Genomic DNA, 22,118 nt, shown 5'->3' with positions numbered 1-22,118 from the left:
AAAGATTGGATGATTAGCTGATATAAAAGCGACATTTATGAAAATCCCTCAACTTCGGGGGATTTTTTATTACAAGATTGTATTAGGGTTGATCTCAACGACTTGTTAAAATAACGACGAAAAAAACAACAAGGATAAGACAATGCAACTGAATCACTACCTCAACTTTGACGGTCAAACTGAAGCCGCTTTTAATTTTTACAAATCTATCTTTGGTGGAGAATTTGCAACGTTCATGCGTTATGGAGATTTACCTTCAGATGAAAGTTCAGTCACCCTTTCCGACGCTGAGCAACAAAAAATCATGCATGTTTCACTTCCCATCAATGCCAGCACGATTCTGATGGCTTCGGATACCAATGATCAGTTTTGTGCCCAAAGCAATACCGTCTTTACTATAGGCAACAACCACTATATTTCGATTAACTTAGATGCCCATGAACAAGCCGATGCAAAACGCTTATTTGATGCACTTTCAGTCAATGGAAAAATAGAGATGCCTCTAGAGAAAACCTTTTGGGGTGCACTCTATGGTGCATTTACCGATCAATTTGGAGTGAAGTGGATGGTAAATTGTCAATTAGAAGAAGGATAAAAGCATCTTCTTTTTAGACATCAATATTTGAAAATTGCGCAATAATAGTGAGCCCCACAGTAATAAAACCGATACCAAGCCATCCAGCCAAATCGATGCTCTGTCCTAAAAATGCTTTAGCAAGGAGTGCTGTGGCGATGACACCAATGCCAGACCACAGCACATATAAAATTCCCGCTTGCATAAATTTCAAAGCATAAGCGGCACACGCAAAAGAAATCATATAAAGCACCACTGCAATGCCTTGATCCAATTTATTGACCAAGCCATTACCTTTTGCGGAATAAAAAGTCGAAAGCACATCTGTAACAATAGCAATGAGTAGCCAAATGACACCGGGATTAATTTTTGCAAAAAGTGCCATCATGTCCAATTTACCTGCTTCTTTTTCTTCAATTTGTTCATCAAAAATGCTGCGTATAAACACAAAAAAGCCGAACCGAAGTCCAGCTTTTTATGCAATTAAAAATTTAAGCGCCCGTTTGATAACTGGCTTGTGCAACGGCTGTTGATGCTTGATACGGATTTCTAAAATCATTTAAACCCGCAGCAGCTTCAAGAATGTCTTTACCTTCTTTAATAACAAAGGTATCAAAACCTGAACGTTTCATGTAGTTCAAGACATCTTTAAACACATCACCTGTTGCGCGTAGTTCACCTTGGAAACCTTGGCGACGTAATAGCGCTGCAAATGAATAGCCACGACCATCGTTAAAACCCGCAAAATCAATAAAGATGGCATCTAGCTGATCTAAAGGGAACTCATGCGTTTCAGGAGAAGCATCGACTGTAACAAGGAGCGCTTTTTTACCTGAAACTTGAGCCAATTGATCTAACTGCTCAACCGTTAAAACCACATCACCTTGCGGTAAAACACCATCTTCACCAATCACTTGGTAAGTGTTGTCTGCAATCGAGCCATCTTTAGAGAGGACTTGTCGTGCTGTATTAAGCATATGCGCGCTCCTTAAAGGGTTGAATGCCTACACGGCGATAAGTGTCGATGAATTCTTCACCCTCGTTTCGAAGGTCAAGATAGGTATTTAAAATTTCTTCAACGATATCTGGCACAACTTCAGCTGCAAATGATGGGCCTAAGATGTCACCAATTGAAGCATCATGATCTGCATTACCACCCAAAGTGATTTGGTAGAATTCAGCGCCTTTTTTGTCCACACCTAAAATACCAATGTTGCCCACATGGTGGTGACCACATGCATTCATACAACCTGAAATATTCAGATCCAGTTTGCCAAGGTTATAAATGGTATCTAAGTCATCAAAACGGCGTGAAATCGCTTCTGAAATAGGAATCGATTTCGCATTTGCCAGTGAACAGAAGTCACCGCCTGGGCAGCAAATAATGTCGGTTAAGAAACCAATGTGCGCACGTGCTAGATTGTTTTTCTCAAGAATAGCCCACAGTTCAAATAAATCTTTCTGCGGAACATCCACCAAAGAAATATTTTGCTCATGCGTGGTCCGCAATTCACCAAAGGTGTATTTGTCTGCAAGGTCTGCAATCAAATTCATCTCTTCCGTGGTCACGTCACCCGGTGCAATACCCGTGCGCTTCAACGAAATTGTTACAATACGATAGCCCTTCACTTTGTGAGCATTGGTATTGATATTGAACCACTGTTTGAATTTTGGATGCGCTGCAAACTGTTCAGAAAAATCTTCATCTGCATAATCTTGATAATCAAACGGTATAAATTCTTCGTCTAATTTCTGCAAAATTTCAGGCTGAATTTTTAAAGTTTTAATGGTGTGCGCAAACTCAGCTTCGACTTTTTCAGCAAAGACTTGAGGCGTTAATGCTTTCACTAAAATTTTAATACGTGCTTTGTATTTGTTATCACGGCGACCGTGTAAGTTATAAACACGCAGTACGGCTTCTAAGTAAGCAATCAGGTCTTCACGCGGCAAGAAGTCACGAATAAAACTACCAATCACAGGGGTACGACCTAAGCCGCCACCGACTTTAATTTTATAGCCGATCTCGCCCGCTTCATTTTTAACGATATACACCCCAATATCATGGAATGAGGTCGCTGCACGATCTGTTTCTTCAAGTGCGGATACCGCAATCTTGAACTTACGTGGCAAGAAAGCAAACTCTGGGTGGAAGGTTGACCATTGACGGATCAATTCACACGTTGGACGTGGGTCAGCCACTTCACCTGCAACCACACCAGCATATTGGTCTGTGGTCGTGTTACGAATACAGTTACCCGAAGTCTGGATCGCATGCATTTGTACCGAAGCAAGCTCTTGAAGCATGTCTGGAACATTTTCTAGCGCAGGCCAGTTAAACTGAATATTCTGACGGGTCGAAACGTGTGCATAACCACGGTCAAACTCAGTTGCAAGTTCTGCAACTTTGCGCAATTGCGTTGAGCTCATTAAGCCATAAGGCACAGCAATACGTAACATTGGCGCATAGCGTTGTACATAGAGACCGTTTTGAAGACGTAATGGGCGGTACTCATCTTCAGTGAGTTTTCCAGCTAAATAACGTTCCGTTTGGTCACGGAACTGTGCAACACGTTCATTGATCAGTTGCTGATCGAAATCAGTATATAAATACATGGCGTACAGCTAGTAGTTTCATTATAACGGCTGACAGCATAACGAGATTTAAACTATCAACAAAATGCGTTTTTTACATATTTCATAGCTGTTTTATTGATAAGGATAAGTAGATGTATTGTTTGTCCCTAATCCTAAAGGTTTTTTCTGATTAAAGTATTTTTTATTAGATACTTATACATTATTCAGCTAACTCCGTTCAGCCTATCAAAAACACACTAATCCATTCATTGCTACCGCGTAAATTTTAAACTCTGCTTATCTGGGTAGATCTCAATTTTTCTATTCTTTCCTCCTCGTCACTTTGTCCTTTTAAACTCACTGCACATAAAAATAGCCTGACGAATCAGGCTATTTTAAAATTTAAATGACTACAGCAGATTATTTTGCATCGGGTAAGGCATATGCCACCAAAGCATCTCCCATCTTGGTACCAAATGAACCATGACCACCCGCCATAATGACCACATACTGTTTGCCATTGGCTTCATAGGTCATTGGTGTTGCTTGACCGCCCGCTGGTAGACGACCTTTCCAAAGTTCATCACCATTGGTCACGTTGATGGCACGGATATAATTATCCTGCGTACCACCGACAAACATCACATTACCCGCAGTTGAGATTGAACCACCAAGCATAGGAACCCCCATTTTAAATGGTGGTAATTGAATTCCCGGTAAGCTATCACGGATCGTACCAATACGACGTTTCCATGCAACTTCGTGAGTATTTAAATCTACACCTGCCACAAAGCCCCAAGCAGGCTGTTTACATGGCAAACCAAATGGAGACAAGAACGCACTGATTTCAACACCGTAAGGCACGCCATACATCGGTTGTACACCCGCTTCGGTGCCTGCACCCTTGGCTGTTTTCGGACGGTTTGGATCGGCTGGAATGAGTCGAGAGACAAACGGTAAACCGATTGGGTTCATCACCGCAATTTGACGATCAGGGTTAACGGACATGCCGCCCCATTCAAATACACCCAAGTTGCCTGGGAAAACCAAAGTTCCATTTTCTGAAGGTGGGGTATAAATACCGTCATAATTCAGTTTGTGGAAAGACACACGGCACATCAACTGGTCAAACATGGTTGCGCCCCACATTTGCTTATCTGTCAATTTCTCTTTTGGCGCAAGGTCAAAGTCTGAGAAAGGTTGTGTCGCAGAGTAACGCTCACCTTTGGTTTGCGGCCCACGTTTCACTGTTTGTGGTACAGGTTTTTCCGTAATTGGAACAATGGCTGCACCAGTACGACGGTCTAGAACAAAGGCATTGCCTGTTTTCGTTAACACGTAAATGGCAGGAACCATTTTGCCAGACTTGTCTTTAATATCCGTCAATGTCGGTTGTGATGGTACATCCATATCCCACAAATCATGATGCGTGGTTTGGAAATTCCACACCAACTTACCTGTTGAGGCATTCAGTGCCAGCATTGAGTTAGCATAACGCTCATGTAATTCGGTACGGTTACCGCCCCAAATATCTGGCGTACCCACACCCGTTGGAATGTAAACCATATCCAAAGCCGCATCATAGGCTAATGGTGCCCATGCATTCGGTGAATTTTGAACATACTTTTGACCCGGAGCTGGAATCGCGTTCGGATCTTCGGCACCTGTGTCAAACACCCACAACAATGCACCCGTATTTACATCATAACCACGAATCACACCTGAAGGTTCTTCAGTTGAATAGTTATCTGTGGTTGAACCCGCAATAATAATAGTCGTGCCTGTGACCACAGGTGGCGAAGTTGGGATATAACCGCCCGGATAAGGGAATGGCATATCTTTTTGTAAGTCAACTTCACCATTTTTACCAAAGTCAGTACAACGCTCACCAGTGTCAGCGTTGATGGCAACCAAACGGCCATCATTCACAGGTAAAATTACTTTACGTGGACACAGCTCAGACGATGACTTTTTATTTTGCAAGCTGGCTTCAAAACCAGCTGTATTGTTCGCATCATAATAAGACACGCCACGACAGGTTAAATGTTGGAAAGTATTGTCCGCTTTAAGTTTCGGATCAAAAGTCCATTTCGCCTTACCTGTAGCTGGGTCAAGTGCAACCAGTTTTTGGTGCGTGGTACAGATATACATATTGTCCCCAACTTTAATTGGGGTGACCTGATTGGTGGTTTCACCAGAATCATTTTCTGTTTTAAAGTCGCCTGTGTTATAGGTCCAAGCGACTTTTAAATCCTTAACATTCTCAGAATTAATTTGCGTTAAAGGAGAATAGCGCAAGCCAGATTGAGTACGGCCATATGCAGGCCAGTCGCCATCAGCAACACCTGGAATGGACTGCGCGGTTGCAGGCTGCTTGCTGCTCAGTTCACCTCGAATTTCTTGAGGGTCATTAAACACAGCAAAAATCATCACGGCAATAGTCACCGCCAGTGAACCTGTTAAAACCAGTTTTGCACTTTTAGCGTTGTCAAAACCGCGCGTTACCGCTGGAATGAGTAGCCACAAGCCAAATAAACCAAGGATATCTAAACGTGGTGCCAAGGCAAAGAAGTCTGAACCCACTTCCCATAAGCCCCAAACCACTGTACCCAAGACCAACAACGCATAAACGATTAATGCCGTACTTTTTAATTTTTGCAGTAGAACTGCAGTCGCGATGAAGAGTAAACCTGCAATGATGTAGTACCAAGACCCACCAAGCACTGCAAGATAAATCCCTCCTATCAGCAGGACTAAACCAAAGATCACAGCAATCACAGCTGTAAAAGTTTTAAGCCCTGAACCTGAAGACGGAGTACTCATATTGACCACCTTTTTCTTAGATTCTGTTAAAAGCTCATATCGTTTCAATATCGATATGAGCACCTAGACAGTTTTTAGATTTTAAGTATCTGTCCAAATGACTTATTTCGAACAGTTTTATGCTTTGAGCAACCGTAAAAAGTATTTATCAACCTTGTTGGACAAATACTTATCGATCTAGAAACTAAAATGCGGTCTGGAATTTAATCCCGCCGACCCATGCATTTTCACCATTTTTATACGCGCCTACATGGCGGATATATTGGATATTGGGACGAATGGTCAACCAATTGGCTGCATGAATACCGTAGTAAATCTCGGCATCATATTCTTCACTTTGTAAGCCACGGGTATCGACGCTGTTATTGGCAATATTCGCGTCATTGACATCATCATTGATATTAATACGGGCTAGGCCAATCGCGATTTCATCTTGAGGGCGGGCATCAAAAGCGCCTTTATAGACCAAACCAATGTTCTGCATGTCACGAACCGTATTGGTATCTGAATCATGTAGTGTGAGATTCACAAAACCTGTTAAACCACGTGCAGCATCACCGTGATGTGCTGTGAGTTGCTGCTTGGCAACAACCCAGCCGCCTTGTTTATGTGAGGTTTGCTGTGGGTTTTGAATGTCTGTGGCATCTGCCGAACTGTAGTAATAACCCGCACGATATTCGCCGGGTAATTTTTCAGCCCCTAACTGAGGAGACCACACCACTTCAGCAGGAATAATGGCCCCCTGCGAACCGTCAGTACTTAAGTTCCAGCCTTTGCCACGTTCTAAGTTTTCAGGGTTATATTCATACACCCCGACTTGTGCATAAAGGTCTGGCCGAAGATTATATTTGACTCGCGCAGCCCATTGGCTGACAGGCCAGTTGTACCACTGGTCACCGACCCAGTTACCAACTTGAGAGCCACAGAGCGCAAGATTTTGGAAATCACAGTCGAAACTGTTGAAGTCTTCACCCTCACCAAAACGACCGACTTTGATGTCTAACTTTTGATCCATGAGCTTTTTCTTAATCCACAAATCGGTTAAACGCCACGTTTGACCACGTCCCCACACTTCTTGAGTGGAACTTAAATGCCCATCTAAAGCATCGGATGTTTGAGAAAGTGAACGCCCATTGCGTTGGGTAATGGTGATTTGGGCCTCAGTATCCTGCCAGCCCAAAATCTTGTCTAAATCGAAGTGCGTACCGAATGCAAACTGGTCTGCATATTCGGTACCATGACTTGAAGAATGTGAGGCATCGAGCAACGTTGCCATTTCACCCGTATAGCCAAAGCTAAAGTCGTAGCCTTTTTGCTGTAATGCGCTGCGCTGACCATTCCAGTCACCCAGCATCCAAGGGCTTTCTGCCTCAAAGGCATTTGCAGCATACACACTTTGAAAGCAGCAACTGAGCGCTAAGAGACTGAGGTTAAAACACCAACTTCTTTTACATTTATTCATAATTGGTGACCTTTCTTACAAAATTACAACTAATCGATATGATACGCTTTATTTGTATAAAAACCCATTTTATGACGTTTTGTTGTTTTAAATCTATCCAAATTATCGTTATATGATATTTATAAAGAATCAAAACCAAGTGGTTTGCCTATAAATTCATATCTTATTTTTGAACGTGAAAACTTAATTGGACAAGCTAATTGTTGTTCACTTTTTGTACTCCCCTCTTGTAAAGGTACAGAAACCACCCATGCACGATCTTTTGCCAACTGCGAATTGAGTGCTTCATCCAACTTTAATACAGGCTCAACGCAGACATCTTGCTGCTGAAAGATTGCGTTCCACGTGGCAAAATCTTGGGTTTTAATTTTGTCTTTTATTGCTTGTTTCACCACCTGACGGTCTTCGGTTGCCAATGAGGCTCCTTTTTCAGCCACAATCGGCAATTCTAAAATTTGTGCCAGCCCATGTAAAAACTGTGGCTCTAAACTTCCAATCGATAAATAACGCCCATCTTGGGTTTCATAATAGTCATAAAAAGTCGCACCATTGAGGTAGCTTTGTTCAGGCCCTTGTTTTTCCTGTCCTGCTAAGCTCGCAGCTGCGGCCATGCTACTAAGCCCCACCACACAGTCGGTCATGGAAATATCAATATACTGCCCCAAACCACTCCGCTGTCTTTCAATTACTGCGGCTAAAATTCCAATCACGCTATGCAAAGAGCCTCCAGCAATATCCGCAATTTGAATCCCCATTGGTGGTGGTCCACTGTGCTGTCGGCCACTATGTCCCGCGATCCCTGACAAAGCCACATAATTGATATCGTGTCCTGCTTTATTTTGATACCCTCCTGTTTGCCCATAACCTGTAATGGAACAATAGATCAAGCGCGGATTAATTTCAGATAAGGTCTGATAATCGAGTCCCAATCTTTGCATTACGCCTGGACGGAATTGTTCAATCACAATGTCATAGTCTGAAATTTTCGATTTGATCAGTTCAATATTGGCAGGATCTTTCAAATCCAGAGCGACAGCATGCTTATTTCGGTTGAGATAACTATGTGCAGTGGCCTGTCCATTGGCATAAGGTGGCATTAAACGGATCAGATCGGGGCGGGTTGGAGACTCGATGTGGATCACTTCTGCACCTAGGTCTGCTAAGTACATTGTTGCAAAGGGTCCGGGTAAAAGTGTAGAAAAATCGAGAACTTTCAATCCTTTCAATGCCATATCCATGTTTATTTTCTCTTTTTATGTTGATTTTTTAGCTATTTTAGAAATATAAAAGCAACAAAACAATGTCATGTTCAGCCATTTACCTTGATCATTTCGGCAATTTAACATGTAAAAAGGCAAAAAACTTTAGTGTAAATTGCCTAAAATACTTTTTTTAGCGTCATTTAGGTCAAACGCAAGTGAATATAAAAGAGACTGAAGGATTAAATATGAGCCGTGATACCATTAGTATCCATTTCGTCAATGCGGCTTTAACTGGCGTAAAACGTCTCGGCATGGATGTCGAAACATTACTTTCTCACGTAGGGATTGAGGCAGAACTGCTGCGTCAACCTAAAGCCCGTATTTCTCCAGAACAATATACTCGCTTCGTTAAAATGTTATGGATGGTGACCCAAGACGAACATGTTGGCTTCGATAAGCAACCACGTCGTTTAGGTACCTTTGCCATCATGTGTCAGCTGATTATTCATGCCAAAACCTTAGGTGATGCTTTAGAACTGTCTTCACAGTTTTATAAACTGTTTGGCGATGAGTGGTCGGTGACATTAGAACGCGACAAGCATGAAGCTCGTCTTGTTCCTCAGATTCCGAAATCGATGGATCCCGATCACTTCATTACCGAAAGTATGCTGATGATTTGGCATGGTCTCGCGTCGTGGTTGATTGAACGTCGTTTGCCACTGGAACGTGTGCACTTCGGTTATGAACGTCCGACCCATGCAGATGAGTACGATGCCCTGTTCTTCGCACCTGTGATGCAGTTCGACATGCCGCGTACTGAAATCACTTTTGCCGCAGATTATTTGGACTTACCAATTCGTCAAAATGAAGAAACATTAGAAGAGTTCTTAAAAGCCGCGCCTGCACAGTTGTTGGTGAAATTTAAAAACACCAACTCACTCACTTCACGTATTCGTGATGTGTTGAAGAGTCAAATTGGTGAGGAAATGCCAACCCTGAATGATGTGGCTTCCATGTTGTATTTATCTCCACAAACGTTGCGTCGTCGCTTAGCTGCTGAAGGTAAAAGTTACCAAGGTGTGAAAGATGCATTACGTCGTGATGCCGCGATCCACCTACTATTGAACCCAGGTTTGACTTTAGAAGATGTGGCACAACAAGTGGGCTTTAGTGAAACCAGTACCTTCCACCGTGCCTTTAAAAAATGGACTGGGGTCACACCCGGTTTATATCGCCAACTACACGGCTATCACTAATTTTTTAGTTTGACGACGGTTTCGGCACATTGCTAAACCCAAGATTTCGATCTTGGGTTTTTTTATGCCCAACTCTTCAGTCTATTGGCAAAAAGACTCATCTGACCTGACCCGTTCTAGTCATTGCATCACGGCCATTAATTTGTACACTCAAATGCATAACAATCTAGAAGTCATAAAAAGGAACAGCTATGAGCGAGGCTTATATCATTGACGCCATTCGCACACCACGCGGAAAAGGAAAGAAAGATGGTTCACTGCATGAAGTGAAACCGATTACGCTATTGACCACATTGTTGAATGAGTTGAAAGATCGTCATCATTTAGATACCTCGAAAGTGGATGATATTGTCTTGGGTTGTGTCACGCCTATTGCAGACCAAGGTGGTGATATTGCTAAAACTGCTGCAATTGCTGCGGGTTGGGACAATGATGTTGCAGGTGTGCAAATTAACCGTTTCTGTGCATCAGGTTTAGAAGCGGTCAACATGGCTGCGCAAAAGGTACGTTCAGGTTGGGAAGATGTGGTTGTTGCAGGTGGTGTCGAGTCGATGTCACGTATTGCAATGGGCTCAGATGGTGGGCCGTGGGCATTAGACCCTGAAACCAATTTAAAATCACACTTTGTTCCTCAAGGAATTGGTGCGGATTTAATCGCAACATTAGATGGTTATACCCGTTCAGATGTCGATGCCTTTGCAGCAAATTCTCAACGTAAAGCCGCTGCTGCGCAAGCTGCGGGTTATTTCAATCAATCAGTGGTTGCCATCAAAGATAAAGCAGGCGTGACCATTTTAGATCAAGATGAATTTATTAAACCGTCAACAACAGCGGAAGGTTTGGCAAAACTCAATCCAAGTTTCGAAATGATGGGTGCAATGGGTTTTGATGCGATTGCATTACAACAATATCCAGAAGCGCAAAAAATTAATCATGTGCATCATGCAGGCAATTCGTCAGGTATTGTAGATGGTGCAGCGCTTGTATTACTTGCTTCTGAAAAAGCAGTCAAAGAACAAGGTTTAAAACCACGTGCCAAAGTATTGGCGACCGCATTGGTGGGTTCTGATCCAACCATTATGCTGACTGGGCCCGCACCTGCTGCGCGTAAAGCGTTGGCAAAAGCAGGTTTAACCATTGACGATATTGATCTATTTGAAGTCAATGAAGCCTTTGCATCTGTGGTGATGCGTTTTATGACGGAATTAAGAGTTCCAGCTGAGAAAGTCAATGTGAATGGTGGTGCAATTGCGATGGGGCATCCATTGGGTGCGACAGGTGCAATGATTCTCGGAACATTGCTGGATGAATTGGAGCGTCAAGGCAAAAAGCGTGGTTTGGCAACATTATGTGTAGGTGGTGGCATGGGTATTGCGACCATTATTGAGTTGGTATAAGGAGAATAATAATGAGCGCAATTCAATATCTAAAAAATGACGATGGCATTATTATTCTGACTTTAGATTCTCCAAACCAATCTGCAAATACCATGAATGGTGATTTTCGGGTAGCTCTGGAAAATATTGTTTCTAAACTGAAATCTGAAACATCGATTACTGGGATTATTCTCCGTTCAGCGAAAAAAACCTTTTTTGCAGGCGGTGATTTGGATGAATTAATCCAAGCACGTTTGGAAGATGCCACACCTTTTTTTGAAATGATTCAGAAAATGAAAGCAGAGTTTCGTTATATCGAAACTTTAGGTGTTCCTGTGGTTGCAGCATTGAATGGTACGGCTTTAGGTGGTGGTTGGGAAATCGCTTTAGGTTGTCATGCACGTATCGCATTGAATGATCCTAAAACTAAATTTGGACTTCCAGAAGTGACTTTAGGTCTGCTGCCGGGTGGTGGTGGTATCGTGCGCATGGTACGCCTTTTAGGTCTACAAAATGCTTTTCCATTCCTGATGGAAGGTAAGCAGTTTGGTGTAGATAAAGCAAAATCTCTTGGTTTAATTCAAGATACCGCGGAAACACCTGAAGAGTTGATGGATAAGGCGATTGCTTGGGTAAAAGCCAATCCAAAATCACAACAACCTTTTGATGTTAAAGGCTATAAAATTCCAGGTGGTGATCCTAAAACACCTGCGGTTGCGCAAATATTGGCAATTGCACCAGCGATGCTACGTGATAAAACCAAAGGTTGCTATCCTGCTCCTGAAGCGATCATGGCAGCTGCGGTTGAAGGTGCGCAAGTTGATGTGGATACGGCATTAACCATTGAATCTCGCTATTTTACTTATCTTGCCACAGGTCAAATTTCAAAAAATATGATCGGTACTTTTTGGCATGGATTAAATGCCATAAAAGCAGGTGCAAGCCGTCCTAAAGATGTTGCAAAATGGCAAGCAAGCAAAGTCGGTGTACTTGGTGCAGGCATGATGGGCGCAGGCATTGCTTATTCAACAGCAATTAAAGGCATTCCTGTTGTACTGAAAGATGTTTCTGTAGAAAATGCAGAAAAAGGCAAAGCCTATAGCCAAAAATTACTAGATAAAAAAGTATCACAAGGTCGTATGACGGCTGAGAAGCGTGATCAGGTTTTAAGCTTGATTACTGCAACAGCATCTGCGGAAGATTTAAAAGGCTGTGATTTAATTATCGAAGCGGTATTTGAAAATCAAGAACTCAAAGCAAAAGTCACTCAAGAAGCTGAAATATTCCTTGTTGATGGTGGGGTGATGGCTTCAAACACTTCAACATTGCCGATTACTGGTTTGGCAAATGCATCGAAAGATCAAGTGAACTTTATTGGTCTGCATTTCTTTAGTCCAGTCGATAAAATGCAATTGGTCGAAATCATTAAAGGTAAAAACACTTCTGCTGAAACTTTGGCAAAAGCATATGACTATGTACAGCAAATTGGCAAAATCCCGATTGTTGTCAATGACAGTCGTGGTTTCTTCACCAGTCGCGTATTTGGTACTTTTGTTCAAGAAGGTTTGCGTTTATTGCATGAAGGTGTACACCCAGCTCGTATTGAAATGGCAGCACTTAAAGCAGGCATGCCAGTTGGTCCATTAGCCATTCAAGATGAAGTTTCGTTGACGCTTTCTGAACATGTTGCCAATGAAACACGTAAAGCATCGCAAGCTGAGGGTAAAGATTTACCACGTTCAGGTGCGGATGATGTGATTCAAACCATGATCCACACTTTTGACCGTAAAGGTAAAGCTGCAGGTGCAGGTTTCTATGATTATCCAGAAGGTGGAAAAAAATATCTTTGGGAAGGTTTGAGCCATTGGAAGAAGGACGTAGATATTTCTGAACAAGAAATGATTGACCGCTTCCTATTTGTACAATCGCTCGATACGTTACGTTGTTATGAAGAAAATGTCCTTGAATCTGTGATTGATGCAAATATTGGTTCGATCTTTGGGATTGGTTTTGCGCCGTGGACAGGTGGCGCAATTCAGTTTTTAAACCAATATGGTTTAGATCAAGCTGTACAACGTGCCAATCAACTTGAAGCGAAATATGGTGAGCGTTTCAAAGCACCGCAACGTCTGGTTGAATCGGTGCCATCGGGTCAGATTCACTAAAACTTCAATCTTAAAAAAGGGATCAGCAGATCCCTTTTTTGCACTCTCAGCACACAACAAAATTAACCTGCTGATTCAGCATCTAATTTTGACTTATTTTAGTGCATTCTTTTCAAGCCCGATGCAGTTTTTTGTGTTATAAAGTTACATAGTTTTAGATTTATTTTTATTCAATTGGGCTGTTGCACATGACTGACAATACTTCTCCTGAAAAATCACCATGGGGTTGGAAAGCACTGATTATTGCTTTCATTTTAAGTGGAATTTTCTTAGGTATCTTCTACCTTGCGATTACCAATGAGCCTGACTATATGCCAAGTCAGCAAACACAGCAAAACTCTCAGCAACATGCTTTTAAAAATGCGCCTGCGATGTCTGAAGAAGCCATGGCCAAAGCACAAGCGGATAAAGAAGCGCGTGAAGCAAGAGCTCAAGCAGCTTCTGAAGATACCACAGAACATGCAACCGCTGATGAGCACAGTATGAATGCCGATGAACACGAGAAAATGTCATCTGAACATGGTCACTAATATGCTTTGACTAATAAAAAAAGCCCTGAAAGATCAGGGCTTTTTTATGGATGATAAACGCATATGGATATGTGGAATACCACAATCCAAATACTCCTCACCCTCTTGCATAAAGCCCAAAGCCTGATAAAACGCTTGCGCATGCACTTGAGAGGATAAGACTAAAAATGGACGCTGTCGCTGTTGAGCATATGCAATCACCGCCTGCATCAGAACTTTGCCTACGCCAAAACCACGATGTGACTTCAAAACTGCAACACGACCAATACTATGATTTTGCAAAAGTCGTGCGGTGGCGATGGCTTGATCTTGTTCATAGACCACAAAATGAACTGCGATTTCATCTTGCTCATCCCACTCATCGTCAGCAGCAATGTTTTGCTCTTGAATAAAAACCTGCTCACGAATCATTTTCGCAGCCTGTTGCAACTCTTCCCATGTTCCGTGTGTAATTCTCAAGCTCGGCATTTTCATTTCCCTATAAATCATCTCTGTATTGGTCATTGCACTAAAAAATGATGTTCAGATCAGCATTTGCAGCCTACATCTTGCTGATCCCATTGATCATTCAACAGCAATTCCAGTGAGTGCTTTTGAATACCATACATCTCTTTCAAGGCTTGAATTTGTGCTAAGACAGCAACATCGGGCGCTTGATAATCCTTACGCTTGGTTGCCAAAATCATTTTATTCTTGCTGGTATGCTCAAGTGCTACAAACTCAAACACTTTGGTTTCATAGCCATAGGCTTTGAGTAATAAGGCACGAATAGTATCCGTCAGCATTTCAGCTTGCTGTCCTGCATGAATGCCAAACTGCAACATCGGTTGCAACACGAGTGGAGCTTTCAGCTGTGGGCGTAATTCTTTATGACAACACGGCGCGCACATGATCATTTCGGCATTTAAACGAATGCCTGTATGAATCGCAAAGTCCGTCGCGACATCACATGCATGCAGCGCAATCATCACATCGAGGCGTTCAGGTTGGTACGTCCGAACATCCCCCTGAAAAAAATCAAGTTGCTGAAAATCTGACTTGTTCGCAACTTCCTGACAAAATTCCACCATTTTGCTGTTTAGCTCAACCCCAGTCACAAAAGGGTTCAGATCTTGCTTTAGCAAATAATCATACAAAGCAAAAGTTAAATAGCCTTTTCCTGAACCAAAATCGACCACGCGCAGTTGTTCAGGCAGTTGAATATGACTTAATGCCCCTGAGAAAATTTCGACAAACTTATTAATCTGCTTCCACTTACGCGCCATACTGGGAATGATTTGCGCTTTTGCATCGGTAATACCGAGCGGCTGTAAGAAATAACTGTCTTGATCGACAAAACGCTGTTTGACACGGTCATGACCTTGCTGCTCAACAGCTTTGGTTACCGTTTTATTTTTACTTTGCGTCAGTATGGCTTTCTTCTTGTTCTTCTTCAGTTGCAACTCTTGTTCAGTTGTCAGCAGATTGGCTTGTTTACACTGCGCCAAAAGTGCAGTTACCGTATCAAGTGCTGTGTCTAATGAATAATTTTTGGTGACATCTTGGGTTTTATGGCGATATAAACAGCTCAATACAGGCTGTCCTTGCAACATTACGACTCGAAAAGTCATCTTCTCGAGTTGCTCAAGTTCACCCTGATATTGACTCAGAATCATCCGATCAAAACTTTGAGATTCAAGCGCTTGCTGGAAGGCTTGAAGGAATTGCTGCTCTTGTGCAGAGGACGATACCGAAACGGTCATAATAGAAACCAAAAAAAGAATTGCGATTAAATTTTAAAGCGTCTTACGCTAAATGCAAATTTGAATTACGATACAGTTGTATATTTTATAAAAATGCACACGACTTATGAGCGCTCACCCTGTTGTAAACTACGATCCTGCTGAAGAAAGAATCAATTTTATTAGCCATGCTATTGGAGCAGGTCTTGCACTCATAGCGGGTATTTTATTGATTATCAAAGGGTCTTACTTAGAAACAGCGCAGTGGATCGGGTTGTGGGTCTATGCTTTGAGCCTATTTTTATTATTTGCCGCATCAAGCTTATATCATTTTGCCGAATCTCCAGAGCGGCGCGGCTGGTATAAAAAATTAGATCACACTGCCATTTATTATTTGATTGCGGGAACCTACACCCCATTTTTGTCTATTGCACTGCCCACACAAAAAGCCCATTACCTGCTCATTGCACTTTGGGTGATTGCACTCATTGGCACACTATTCAAGTTAATTTTCATTCATCGCTTTGAAAAAATTTCACTGATTGCTTATCTGCTTATGGGTTGGCTGGCTGTACTGGTAATGGATGATATGCAACGCTTTTTATCTAAACCAGCTTTGACTTTTTTAATCATTGGTGGACTTTCCTATACCATCGGTGCATTGTTTTATGCGCTAAAAAAGGTAAGATATACGCACGCTATCTGGCATATTTTTGTATTGATTGGTGCAGGATCACATTTCCTGTCCATCTATCTTTACGTGATATAACCCGCGCACACTACATTTTTTAGCAACCCTAATTCCGTAGTCTGCTCGAGGAACATTCGTATTTTTTTAAAAAATTACGCCTTTTTTAAAAAGATGACGCTTTTAAAACTCAGTTCGACTATTTTTTAAGTGTAAGGTCTACCATGGCGTCATTAAATACTGCTGTTGCTGAACAGCAGCCTGTAAACTCAAAATTCCGCGTACTTACAGCCAGTCTGGTAGGTACAACTATCGAATTCTTCGATTTTTATATTTATGCCACTGCGGCTGTCATTATTTTTCCGTACCTGTTCTTTCCAGCAAGTACCGATCCAATGACTGCAACCATTCAGTCTTTGGCAACCTTCGCGATTGCCTTTATTGCACGCCCGATTGGCGCTGCACTCTTTGGACATTTAGGTGATCGTATCGGCCGAAAGGCGACCTTGGTTGCAGCGTTGCTGACCATGGGACTTTCAACCGTGTGTATCGGCTTATTGCCCACCTATGCGCAAATTGGAATTGCCGCACCATTACTGCTTGCGCTGTGTCGTTTAGGTCAAGGTCTCGGCTTAGGTGGTGAATGGTCGGGTGCGGTATTGCTTGCCACAGAAAATGCACCTGAAGGTAAGCGTGCTTGGTATGGTATGTTTCCCCAACTGGGCGCACCGATTGGCTTTATCTTAGCAACTGGTTCATTCTTAACGTTAGGTCATTTTATGACTGAAGAAGCGTTTATGACATGGGGCTGGCGTATTCCCTTTATCTCGAGTGCATTATTGGTAATTGTAGGTCTGTGGATTCGTTTGCAACTCCATGAAACTCCTGCATTCCAGAAAGTTTTAGACAAGCAAAAAGAAGTTAACATTCCATTTAAAGAAGTGATCACCAAGCACTGGGGCATGTTGATTTTAGGTACCATTGCAGCCATCTGCACCTTTGTGGTGTTCTACCTCACAACGGTATTTGCTTTACAATGGGGTACCAAACAGCTGGGTTACACCCGCGAACAGTTCTTACAACTACAATTGGTCGCAACCCTGTGCTTTGCTGCATTCATTCCCTTGTCTGCGGTTTTTGCAGAAAAATTTGGTCGTAAAACCACCTCTATTGCAGTCTGTATTGCTGCGGCGTTATTTGGTTTAGTATTCTCAAGCATGTTGGAATCAGGCAGTACCCTTATTGTGTTCTTGTTCCTATGTATTGGTTTATCCATCATGGGTTTAACCTATGGACCAATTGGTACTGTGCTCTCTGAAATTTTTCCAATATCCGTTCGTTATACAGGTTCAGCGCTGACCTTTAACCTTGCGGGGATCTTTGGAGCATCATTTGCACCTCTCATTGCCACCAAACTTGCAACCACCTATGGTTTACATGCCGTGGGTTACTACCTCACGGCGGCATCGCTTCTGTCTTTATGTGCGTTCTTAATGATCCGTGAAACCAAAAATGATGATGTAAATAATCAAATTTAACCCTGAATTTGATGTCTAAAAACCAGCACAGTGATGCTGGTTTTTTTATACCAATGCTTTAACAAACGCTACAAAAACCATATTTAAAATCTGTCGTTTTACTTCAAAAATAGAGAGAGATACAGATGAATAGGACCGAAAAATGGATGAAAAAATACAACAACTCACCAATGAACAACTTCTGGATGTCATCGTATTAGTTGAAGAAAATAAAATAATTCAAGCCATTCAATACATCGCCACACATACCGCTTTTCAATACGATGATGCACAAGAGATCGTGACTGAACTCACGAAGCGGCATGATGCCGCGCTAAAAAGCATGTATCGCCATAAACGGCATCAACAACAACGCATATCAACCGCCGAATTAAGACACCACAGCTCCCTTGTGGCTGAAGGACGGAGCTTTACACAACACCAGCCACAAAGCCCGCATAGCACAGCAGTGAATAACCTCGATACTATGCAAGACCTACAAGAGCTCCATACAAAAAACCACAACCTTTGGATCATCTTGGCTGTGGTCATTTTGGTTTTAAGCTTTATTTTTTATTGGTTCTAAACCCAACTTAAATCAGCTCAATAATATCGATGGTCGGTGGCACACGAAAACGAAACGGCACACCCACCATGCCTGTTCCAACCGTAACAAACACATCCGCATGTTCATGTCGGTACAAGCCTTTTTTGTGTCCTAATATTGACACTTTTTTCATTACATAATCTGTGAGCCATGGCAGCTCAACTTGGCCACCATGCGTATGACCTGAAAGCATTAAAGGACGGCTGGGTAAAGCGGGTACCATATCGATCGTGTCTGGATTGTGCGATAAGATGACCCACGGTTTGTCCTGCGGTAAATGTGGCATAAAACGCATATCCGCCTTGCCTGCCCACAAATCCCCAACGCCAATCAGACGAAACTCTTCAAATTCAACAATCTGACCTTCAATATCAATCACATTATTCACCTTCAAAGCATGTCTTAACAAATTTTGAATCGGCGGACCTGGATATTGCTCATCATGATTTCCATTGACCGAATAGACTGGGGCATTAATTTCTTGCAGCACCTCTAATTCTTCTGCCAGTGTATTTTCAGGTTCATAAGTCCAGTCCCCTGCAACCACCACCAAATCAGGTTTTTGTTCATTCAGTCGTTTGACGATTGTTTTCAGTTGTCGCTCATGCCCTGAAAATAGACCGATATGTAAATCGGCAATTAAGGCAATACGAACAGGTTTCAGTAATTTATAATCTTCTTGGATTTGATATTGAGTGGTTTTAACATGTACAAAATGCGGTTCAATAAAACGTGCATAACACAGCACACCACTGACCAAAAACACAAAAATAGCTTCATGCCATGAATAATAGCCCTGAAAACCAGCATACAAGCTAAAGAAAAACAAAGGAATGAGTAAATAGGAAAGATAAAAAGCCAACAAATGCACAAAGGCCTTAAACGGATGAATCGTCTCCGTATTGGTTTGACTGATCCATGCCTGATACACCGCCCACCCTGCAAGCAAGGCCATCGCAATATAAAAATAGAACACGACGGAGTGTATATTCATCATAGACTTTTACTCACAAATTGTTCATCAAGAACACATAATCTTCTGTTTATCTTTTCACAGCTCAGAATTATACTCAAACCAAATTTATAGACCTTATGACGATGGAAAAACCTCACGGCTTAGCGAAACAAACTTCATTCCGCTCATCTTCGACTCAGCAAGGTGCCAAACTGTTGTTGCTGAGCTGTATGGTTTTGACTGTCCCAGCGTGTAATACCCTACCTAAACAGATCCCACAGACACCCGTCTATGCTTTTGATCTACCAACCGATCAAACCAGTTTAGGCAAAATCGTACTGCCTTTACGTGAGAAAAATCCAGGACTTACAGGTTTCCATGTTCTCTACAACCCGCTCGAAGCATTGGCCGCGCGTATCCATCTCATTGATAAGGCAGAAAAGACCTTAGATCTACAATACTATATTTGGGACAACGATCGTATTGGTTCTTTAGCGCTTTATTCTATTTTGAAAGCCGCTGATCGCGGGGTGAAAGTTCGATTACTTATCGATGATAACAATGCCAAGAAAATGGAAGGCATTTATTTGGCGCTCGATCAACACGCCAATATCGACATCAAACTGTATAACCCCTACCGCTTCCGTCACTACCGCCCGATGGATATGGTCTTAAATCTAAAACGCATCAACCGTCGTATGCATAACAAAAGTTTCATTGCCGATAATCAAATTTCGTTGATTGGTGGGCGCAACATGAGCAATCAATATTATAACGTCAGCGACAGTTATCAGTTTTCCGATGTTGATGTAATGTTGGTCGGCTCTGCCTCAGATGAAATTGTGCATTCTTTCGATGAATACTGGAATGATGATTATGCCTTTCCAGTGCGTCAAATTGTCAACGCCAACCATTACAGCTTACGTTATGAAGGTTTAAAAACCCAGTTAGCGCAGCACTATCAGGAAGTGACTGTACAAAATTATCTCGATCTAGCCAATCGTTCGCAAGCCTTTGAACACTGGTTAAATGATAGTATCCAATTCGATTGGGTCAAAGCCGAAGTGGTGAAAGACTCACCGAGTAAAATCAAATCACGGGCAAAAAAAGAAGAACATTTAAACTTCCAGTTGCAAACCCATTTAGAAAAGCCAATGGAAAGCATCGACATTATTTCAGCCTATTTTGTACCTGAGCGTAAAGGCAAAAAACATCTGGCCAACCTAGCACAGAGTGACATTCAAGTCCGTGTATTGACCAACTCATTTAAAGCCAATGATGTACCGTTGGTGCATGCTTTCTATGGAAAATATCGTGAAGACTTGCTTGAAAGTGGTGTCCAACTCTATGAGTTTTTAGCCACGCCTGCGGCCGAAGCCTTAAATGAAAACAATGAAGAAATCTCGAAAAAAGCCAAAGTCAGCATCAAAGGATTAAGCCGCTCGAGTCTGCATGCAAAACTCATGGCCATTGATGAGAAACAAGTTTTTATTGGTTCATTTAATTTTGATCCCCGCTCTGCCAACTTAAATACAGAAATTGGAGTTTTACTGAACAGTCCACCGCTGGCCAAAGCAGTACACTATACCATGGACCAAAACCTCAGCAAATATGCCTATAAGCTGGTCCTAGACGCAAACAAAAACATTAACTGGCAAATCAAACAAGCAGATGGTTCTACCAAAACCTATACCACTGAACCAAAAATGAATTGGTTCAAACGTGCTGGTCTCAAAGTCGTTTCTTGGCTACCGATTGAAGGCTTTATGTAAGCCTTCAAGCTTGTTCTATGTTTAGTTGGGACTTCAAAACTTTATGATGTAAATCAGCCAAACCTTGCACCATTTTTTGTTGGACGAGTGCCGTTAAACTATCAACCGTATGTCCTGTGGTACAAATGGCTGGAAGCGCAACTAAATGTGCTGTCACTTGTGGCATCTCTAGTACTTTTTTAACATGCTCGGAAAAACTAATGTTACCGATAAACGGAGAAACTTGGTCAAGCCCGCCTTGTTGATTCACATAGCAAATCAAACAAATTTGCACATCACGTTTGGCCTCAATTGCTGCGCCTAATATACGTCCATGGACCTTTTTCACTTTAGAACCATCGGTGGTGGTCGCTTCTGGGAAAAACAGCACAGGAATGTCTTGTTTTAAAAACGCCGTAATTTGCTCTCGAATTTTGATGGAATCGCCTGAACCACGTTGAATAAACAAGGTTCCACCACTTTTTGCCAATTTGCCAAACACAGGCCATTTTTCAATTTCAGCCTTGGCCAAAAAGAAAACTCGTGCGCCTGAGCCCAAAACCGCCACATCTAACCACGAAATATGATTGCTGACCCAAAGCGCAGGTTTACGTGGAATATCACCGTGGACATGCACATCAATGTTAAAAACTTTGCACAGTCGACGGCAAAAATACTGCACGTAACGGGTATTTTGTGGATTGTTAATGTCTTTATACAAGCCATGTCGATAGACCAAATAAAACCCTTCGGACACGGCGCCAAGCCCCGAAGCTAGCTTTTTACCATACAGGAAAAGCTTAGAGACACCTTTTATTGATGTTGTTTTTATTTCAGTATTCGATTGCATAGACGGTTCACTTGGCACAGCTTCATTCAACATTTAATCATTGATTTCGGCTCATTCTATACTGATC

The 22,118-nt window shown here is 42.2% G+C and carries 19 protein-coding genes; 9 read left to right on the top strand and 10 right to left on the bottom strand.

From position 1 onward, the window contains the following. The first annotated feature begins 142 nt into the window (after positions 1-142). Positions 143-595 carry a VOC family protein gene (locus RR876_RS03405; protein WP_332478398.1) on the top strand — a complete coding sequence of 151 codons (453 nt, stop codon included), beginning with the start codon at positions 143-145 and terminating at the stop codon, positions 593-595. A gap of 13 nt (positions 596-608) precedes the next feature. Here the strand turns inward: RR876_RS03405 and RR876_RS03400 are convergent, their stop codons facing one another. The 6 genes from RR876_RS03400 to RR876_RS03375 all read right to left on the bottom strand — a co-directional run bounded on the left by RR876_RS03400 (position 609) and on the right by RR876_RS03375 (position 8,671). Further along, a complete protein-coding gene (locus RR876_RS03400) occupies positions 609-962 on the bottom strand; it encodes an SMR family transporter (protein ID WP_332478403.1) in 354 nt (117 codons plus the stop codon). Between the two features lie 103 nt (positions 963-1,065). Beyond that, the gene (locus RR876_RS03395) at positions 1,066-1,551 is read right to left on the bottom strand and encodes a DUF934 domain-containing protein (protein WP_332478397.1); all 486 of its coding nucleotides are present in this window, start codon (positions 1,549-1,551) and stop codon (positions 1,066-1,068) included. Next, a complete protein-coding gene (locus tag RR876_RS03390) occupies positions 1,544-3,187 on the bottom strand; it encodes a nitrite/sulfite reductase (protein ID WP_332478396.1) in 1,644 nt (547 codons plus the stop codon). The genes RR876_RS03395 and RR876_RS03390 overlap by 8 nt, the downstream gene beginning before the upstream one ends. A gap of 381 nt (positions 3,188-3,568) precedes the next feature. Continuing rightward, positions 3,569-5,971 carry a glucose/quinate/shikimate family membrane-bound PQQ-dependent dehydrogenase gene (locus RR876_RS03385; protein WP_332478395.1) on the bottom strand — a complete coding sequence of 801 codons (2,403 nt, stop codon included), beginning with the start codon at positions 5,969-5,971 and terminating at the stop codon, positions 3,569-3,571. Positions 5,972-6,155: 184 nt separating this feature from the next. Then, on the bottom strand, positions 6,156-7,433 hold the full coding sequence (locus RR876_RS03380) for a carbohydrate porin (protein WP_332478394.1): 1,278 nt from the start codon (positions 7,431-7,433) through the stop codon (positions 6,156-6,158). Between the two features lie 119 nt (positions 7,434-7,552). Continuing rightward, a complete protein-coding gene (locus RR876_RS03375; protein WP_332478393.1) occupies positions 7,553-8,671 on the bottom strand; it encodes a CaiB/BaiF CoA-transferase family protein in 1,119 nt (372 codons plus the stop codon). A 209-nt stretch (positions 8,672-8,880) separates the two neighbouring features. Here RR876_RS03375 and RR876_RS03370 point away from each other — a divergent pair, with 209 nt between their 5' ends. From RR876_RS03370 to RR876_RS03355, 4 genes are all read left to right on the top strand, one after another. Then, positions 8,881-9,891 carry an AraC family transcriptional regulator gene (locus RR876_RS03370; RefSeq protein ID WP_004695134.1) on the top strand — a complete coding sequence of 337 codons (1,011 nt, stop codon included), beginning with the start codon at positions 8,881-8,883 and terminating at the stop codon, positions 9,889-9,891. A gap of 191 nt (positions 9,892-10,082) precedes the next feature. Next, positions 10,083-11,288 (top strand): acetyl-CoA C-acetyltransferase, encoded by a 1,206-nt coding sequence (locus RR876_RS03365; protein ID WP_332478392.1) that lies wholly within the window; start codon positions 10,083-10,085, stop codon positions 11,286-11,288. An 11-nt stretch (positions 11,289-11,299) separates the two neighbouring features. Continuing rightward, positions 11,300-13,432: a 3-hydroxyacyl-CoA dehydrogenase NAD-binding domain-containing protein gene (locus RR876_RS03360; RefSeq protein WP_332478391.1), complete on the top strand. Its 2,133-nt coding sequence runs from the start codon at positions 11,300-11,302 to the stop codon at positions 13,430-13,432. Between the two features lie 188 nt (positions 13,433-13,620). Continuing rightward, positions 13,621-13,962, top strand: coding sequence for a hypothetical protein (locus RR876_RS03355; RefSeq protein ID WP_332478390.1), 342 nt, complete (start codon positions 13,621-13,623; stop codon positions 13,960-13,962). A gap of 33 nt (positions 13,963-13,995) precedes the next feature. On the opposite strand, the gene RR876_RS03350 is transcribed toward RR876_RS03355, so the two are convergent. Both RR876_RS03350 and RR876_RS03345 read right to left on the bottom strand, forming a co-directional pair. Beyond that, complete coding sequence (locus tag RR876_RS03350) at positions 13,996-14,430, bottom strand: GNAT family N-acetyltransferase (protein WP_332481813.1); 435 nt, start codon at positions 14,428-14,430, stop codon at positions 13,996-13,998. Positions 14,431-14,489: 59 nt separating this feature from the next. Further along, positions 14,490-15,704: an SAM-dependent methyltransferase gene (locus tag RR876_RS03345; RefSeq protein ID WP_332478388.1), complete on the bottom strand. Its 1,215-nt coding sequence runs from the start codon at positions 15,702-15,704 to the stop codon at positions 14,490-14,492. Between the two features lie 106 nt (positions 15,705-15,810). Between RR876_RS03345 and RR876_RS03340 the strand changes: the two genes are divergently transcribed. The 3 genes from RR876_RS03340 (at position 15,811) to RR876_RS03330 (ending at position 18,474) form a co-directional block, all read left to right on the top strand. Next, positions 15,811-16,452: a hemolysin III family protein gene (locus tag RR876_RS03340; RefSeq protein ID WP_332478387.1), complete on the top strand. Its 642-nt coding sequence runs from the start codon at positions 15,811-15,813 to the stop codon at positions 16,450-16,452. A 143-nt stretch (positions 16,453-16,595) separates the two neighbouring features. Beyond that, entirely contained in the window at positions 16,596-17,909 is a 1,314-nt protein-coding gene (locus RR876_RS03335; RefSeq protein ID WP_005400235.1) for an MFS transporter, read from the top strand. Positions 17,910-18,051: 142 nt separating this feature from the next. Continuing rightward, positions 18,052-18,474 (top strand): hypothetical protein, encoded by a 423-nt coding sequence (locus RR876_RS03330; protein WP_332478386.1) that lies wholly within the window; start codon positions 18,052-18,054, stop codon positions 18,472-18,474. A 7-nt stretch (positions 18,475-18,481) separates the two neighbouring features. Here RR876_RS03330 and RR876_RS03325 read toward each other — a convergent pair whose 3' ends face one another. Continuing rightward, the gene (locus RR876_RS03325; protein ID WP_078389021.1) at positions 18,482-19,492 is read right to left on the bottom strand and encodes a metallophosphoesterase; all 1,011 of its coding nucleotides are present in this window, start codon (positions 19,490-19,492) and stop codon (positions 18,482-18,484) included. Between the two features lie 101 nt (positions 19,493-19,593). Here RR876_RS03325 and RR876_RS03320 point away from each other — a divergent pair, with 101 nt between their 5' ends. Beyond that, positions 19,594-21,222 carry a phospholipase D family protein gene (locus tag RR876_RS03320; protein ID WP_332478385.1) on the top strand — a complete coding sequence of 543 codons (1,629 nt, stop codon included), beginning with the start codon at positions 19,594-19,596 and terminating at the stop codon, positions 21,220-21,222. A 4-nt stretch (positions 21,223-21,226) separates the two neighbouring features. Here RR876_RS03320 and RR876_RS03315 read toward each other — a convergent pair whose 3' ends face one another. Further along, on the bottom strand, positions 21,227-22,051 hold the full coding sequence (locus RR876_RS03315; RefSeq protein ID WP_332478402.1) for a lysophospholipid acyltransferase family protein: 825 nt from the start codon (positions 22,049-22,051) through the stop codon (positions 21,227-21,229). Positions 22,052-22,118: the final 67 nt, after the last annotated feature.

The sequence above is a fragment of the Acinetobacter sp. genome, assembly GCF_036666595.1.
In the GTDB taxonomy this organism is placed as follows: Bacteria; Pseudomonadota; Gammaproteobacteria; order Pseudomonadales; family Moraxellaceae; genus Acinetobacter.
This window is presented reverse-complemented; position numbering and strand designations above follow the sequence as displayed.

Bases quoted from the DNA above. Each gene is read 5' to 3' on its own strand.
- RR876_RS03330 (WP_332478386.1), top strand. From the start codon at position 18,052: ATGGATGAAAAAATACAACAACTCACCAATGAACAACTTCTGGATGTC.
- RR876_RS03365 (WP_332478392.1), top strand. From the start codon at position 10,083: ATGAGCGAGGCTTATATCATTGACGCCATTCGCACACCACGCGGAAAA.
- RR876_RS03335 (WP_005400235.1), top strand. From the start codon at position 16,596: ATGGCGTCATTAAATACTGCTGTTGCTGAACAGCAGCCTGTAAACTCA.
- RR876_RS03370 (WP_004695134.1), top strand. From the start codon at position 8,881: ATGAGCCGTGATACCATTAGTATCCATTTCGTCAATGCGGCTTTAACT.
- RR876_RS03405 (WP_332478398.1), top strand. From the start codon at position 143: ATGCAACTGAATCACTACCTCAACTTTGACGGTCAAACTGAAGCCGCT.
- RR876_RS03345 (WP_332478388.1), bottom strand. From the start codon at position 15,704: ATGACCGTTTCGGTATCGTCCTCTGCACAAGAGCAGCAATTCCTTCAA.
- RR876_RS03400 (WP_332478403.1), bottom strand. From the start codon at position 962: ATGATGGCACTTTTTGCAAAAATTAATCCCGGTGTCATTTGGCTACTC.
- RR876_RS03395 (WP_332478397.1), bottom strand. From the start codon at position 1,551: ATGCTTAATACAGCACGACAAGTCCTCTCTAAAGATGGCTCGATTGCA.
- RR876_RS03315 (WP_332478402.1), bottom strand. From the start codon at position 22,051: ATGCAATCGAATACTGAAATAAAAACAACATCAATAAAAGGTGTCTCT.
- RR876_RS03380 (WP_332478394.1), bottom strand. From the start codon at position 7,433: ATGAATAAATGTAAAAGAAGTTGGTGTTTTAACCTCAGTCTCTTAGCG.
- RR876_RS03325 (WP_078389021.1), bottom strand. From the start codon at position 19,492: ATGATGAATATACACTCCGTCGTGTTCTATTTTTATATTGCGATGGCC.
- RR876_RS03355 (WP_332478390.1), top strand. From the start codon at position 13,621: ATGACTGACAATACTTCTCCTGAAAAATCACCATGGGGTTGGAAAGCA.
- RR876_RS03340 (WP_332478387.1), top strand. From the start codon at position 15,811: ATGAGCGCTCACCCTGTTGTAAACTACGATCCTGCTGAAGAAAGAATC.
- RR876_RS03390 (WP_332478396.1), bottom strand. From the start codon at position 3,187: ATGTATTTATATACTGATTTCGATCAGCAACTGATCAATGAACGTGTT.
- RR876_RS03350 (WP_332481813.1), bottom strand. From the start codon at position 14,430: ATGCCGAGCTTGAGAATTACACACGGAACATGGGAAGAGTTGCAACAG.
- RR876_RS03360 (WP_332478391.1), top strand. From the start codon at position 11,300: ATGAGCGCAATTCAATATCTAAAAAATGACGATGGCATTATTATTCTG.
- RR876_RS03375 (WP_332478393.1), bottom strand. From the start codon at position 8,671: ATGGATATGGCATTGAAAGGATTGAAAGTTCTCGATTTTTCTACACTT.
- RR876_RS03385 (WP_332478395.1), bottom strand. From the start codon at position 5,971: ATGAGTACTCCGTCTTCAGGTTCAGGGCTTAAAACTTTTACAGCTGTG.
- RR876_RS03320 (WP_332478385.1), top strand. From the start codon at position 19,594: ATGGAAAAACCTCACGGCTTAGCGAAACAAACTTCATTCCGCTCATCT.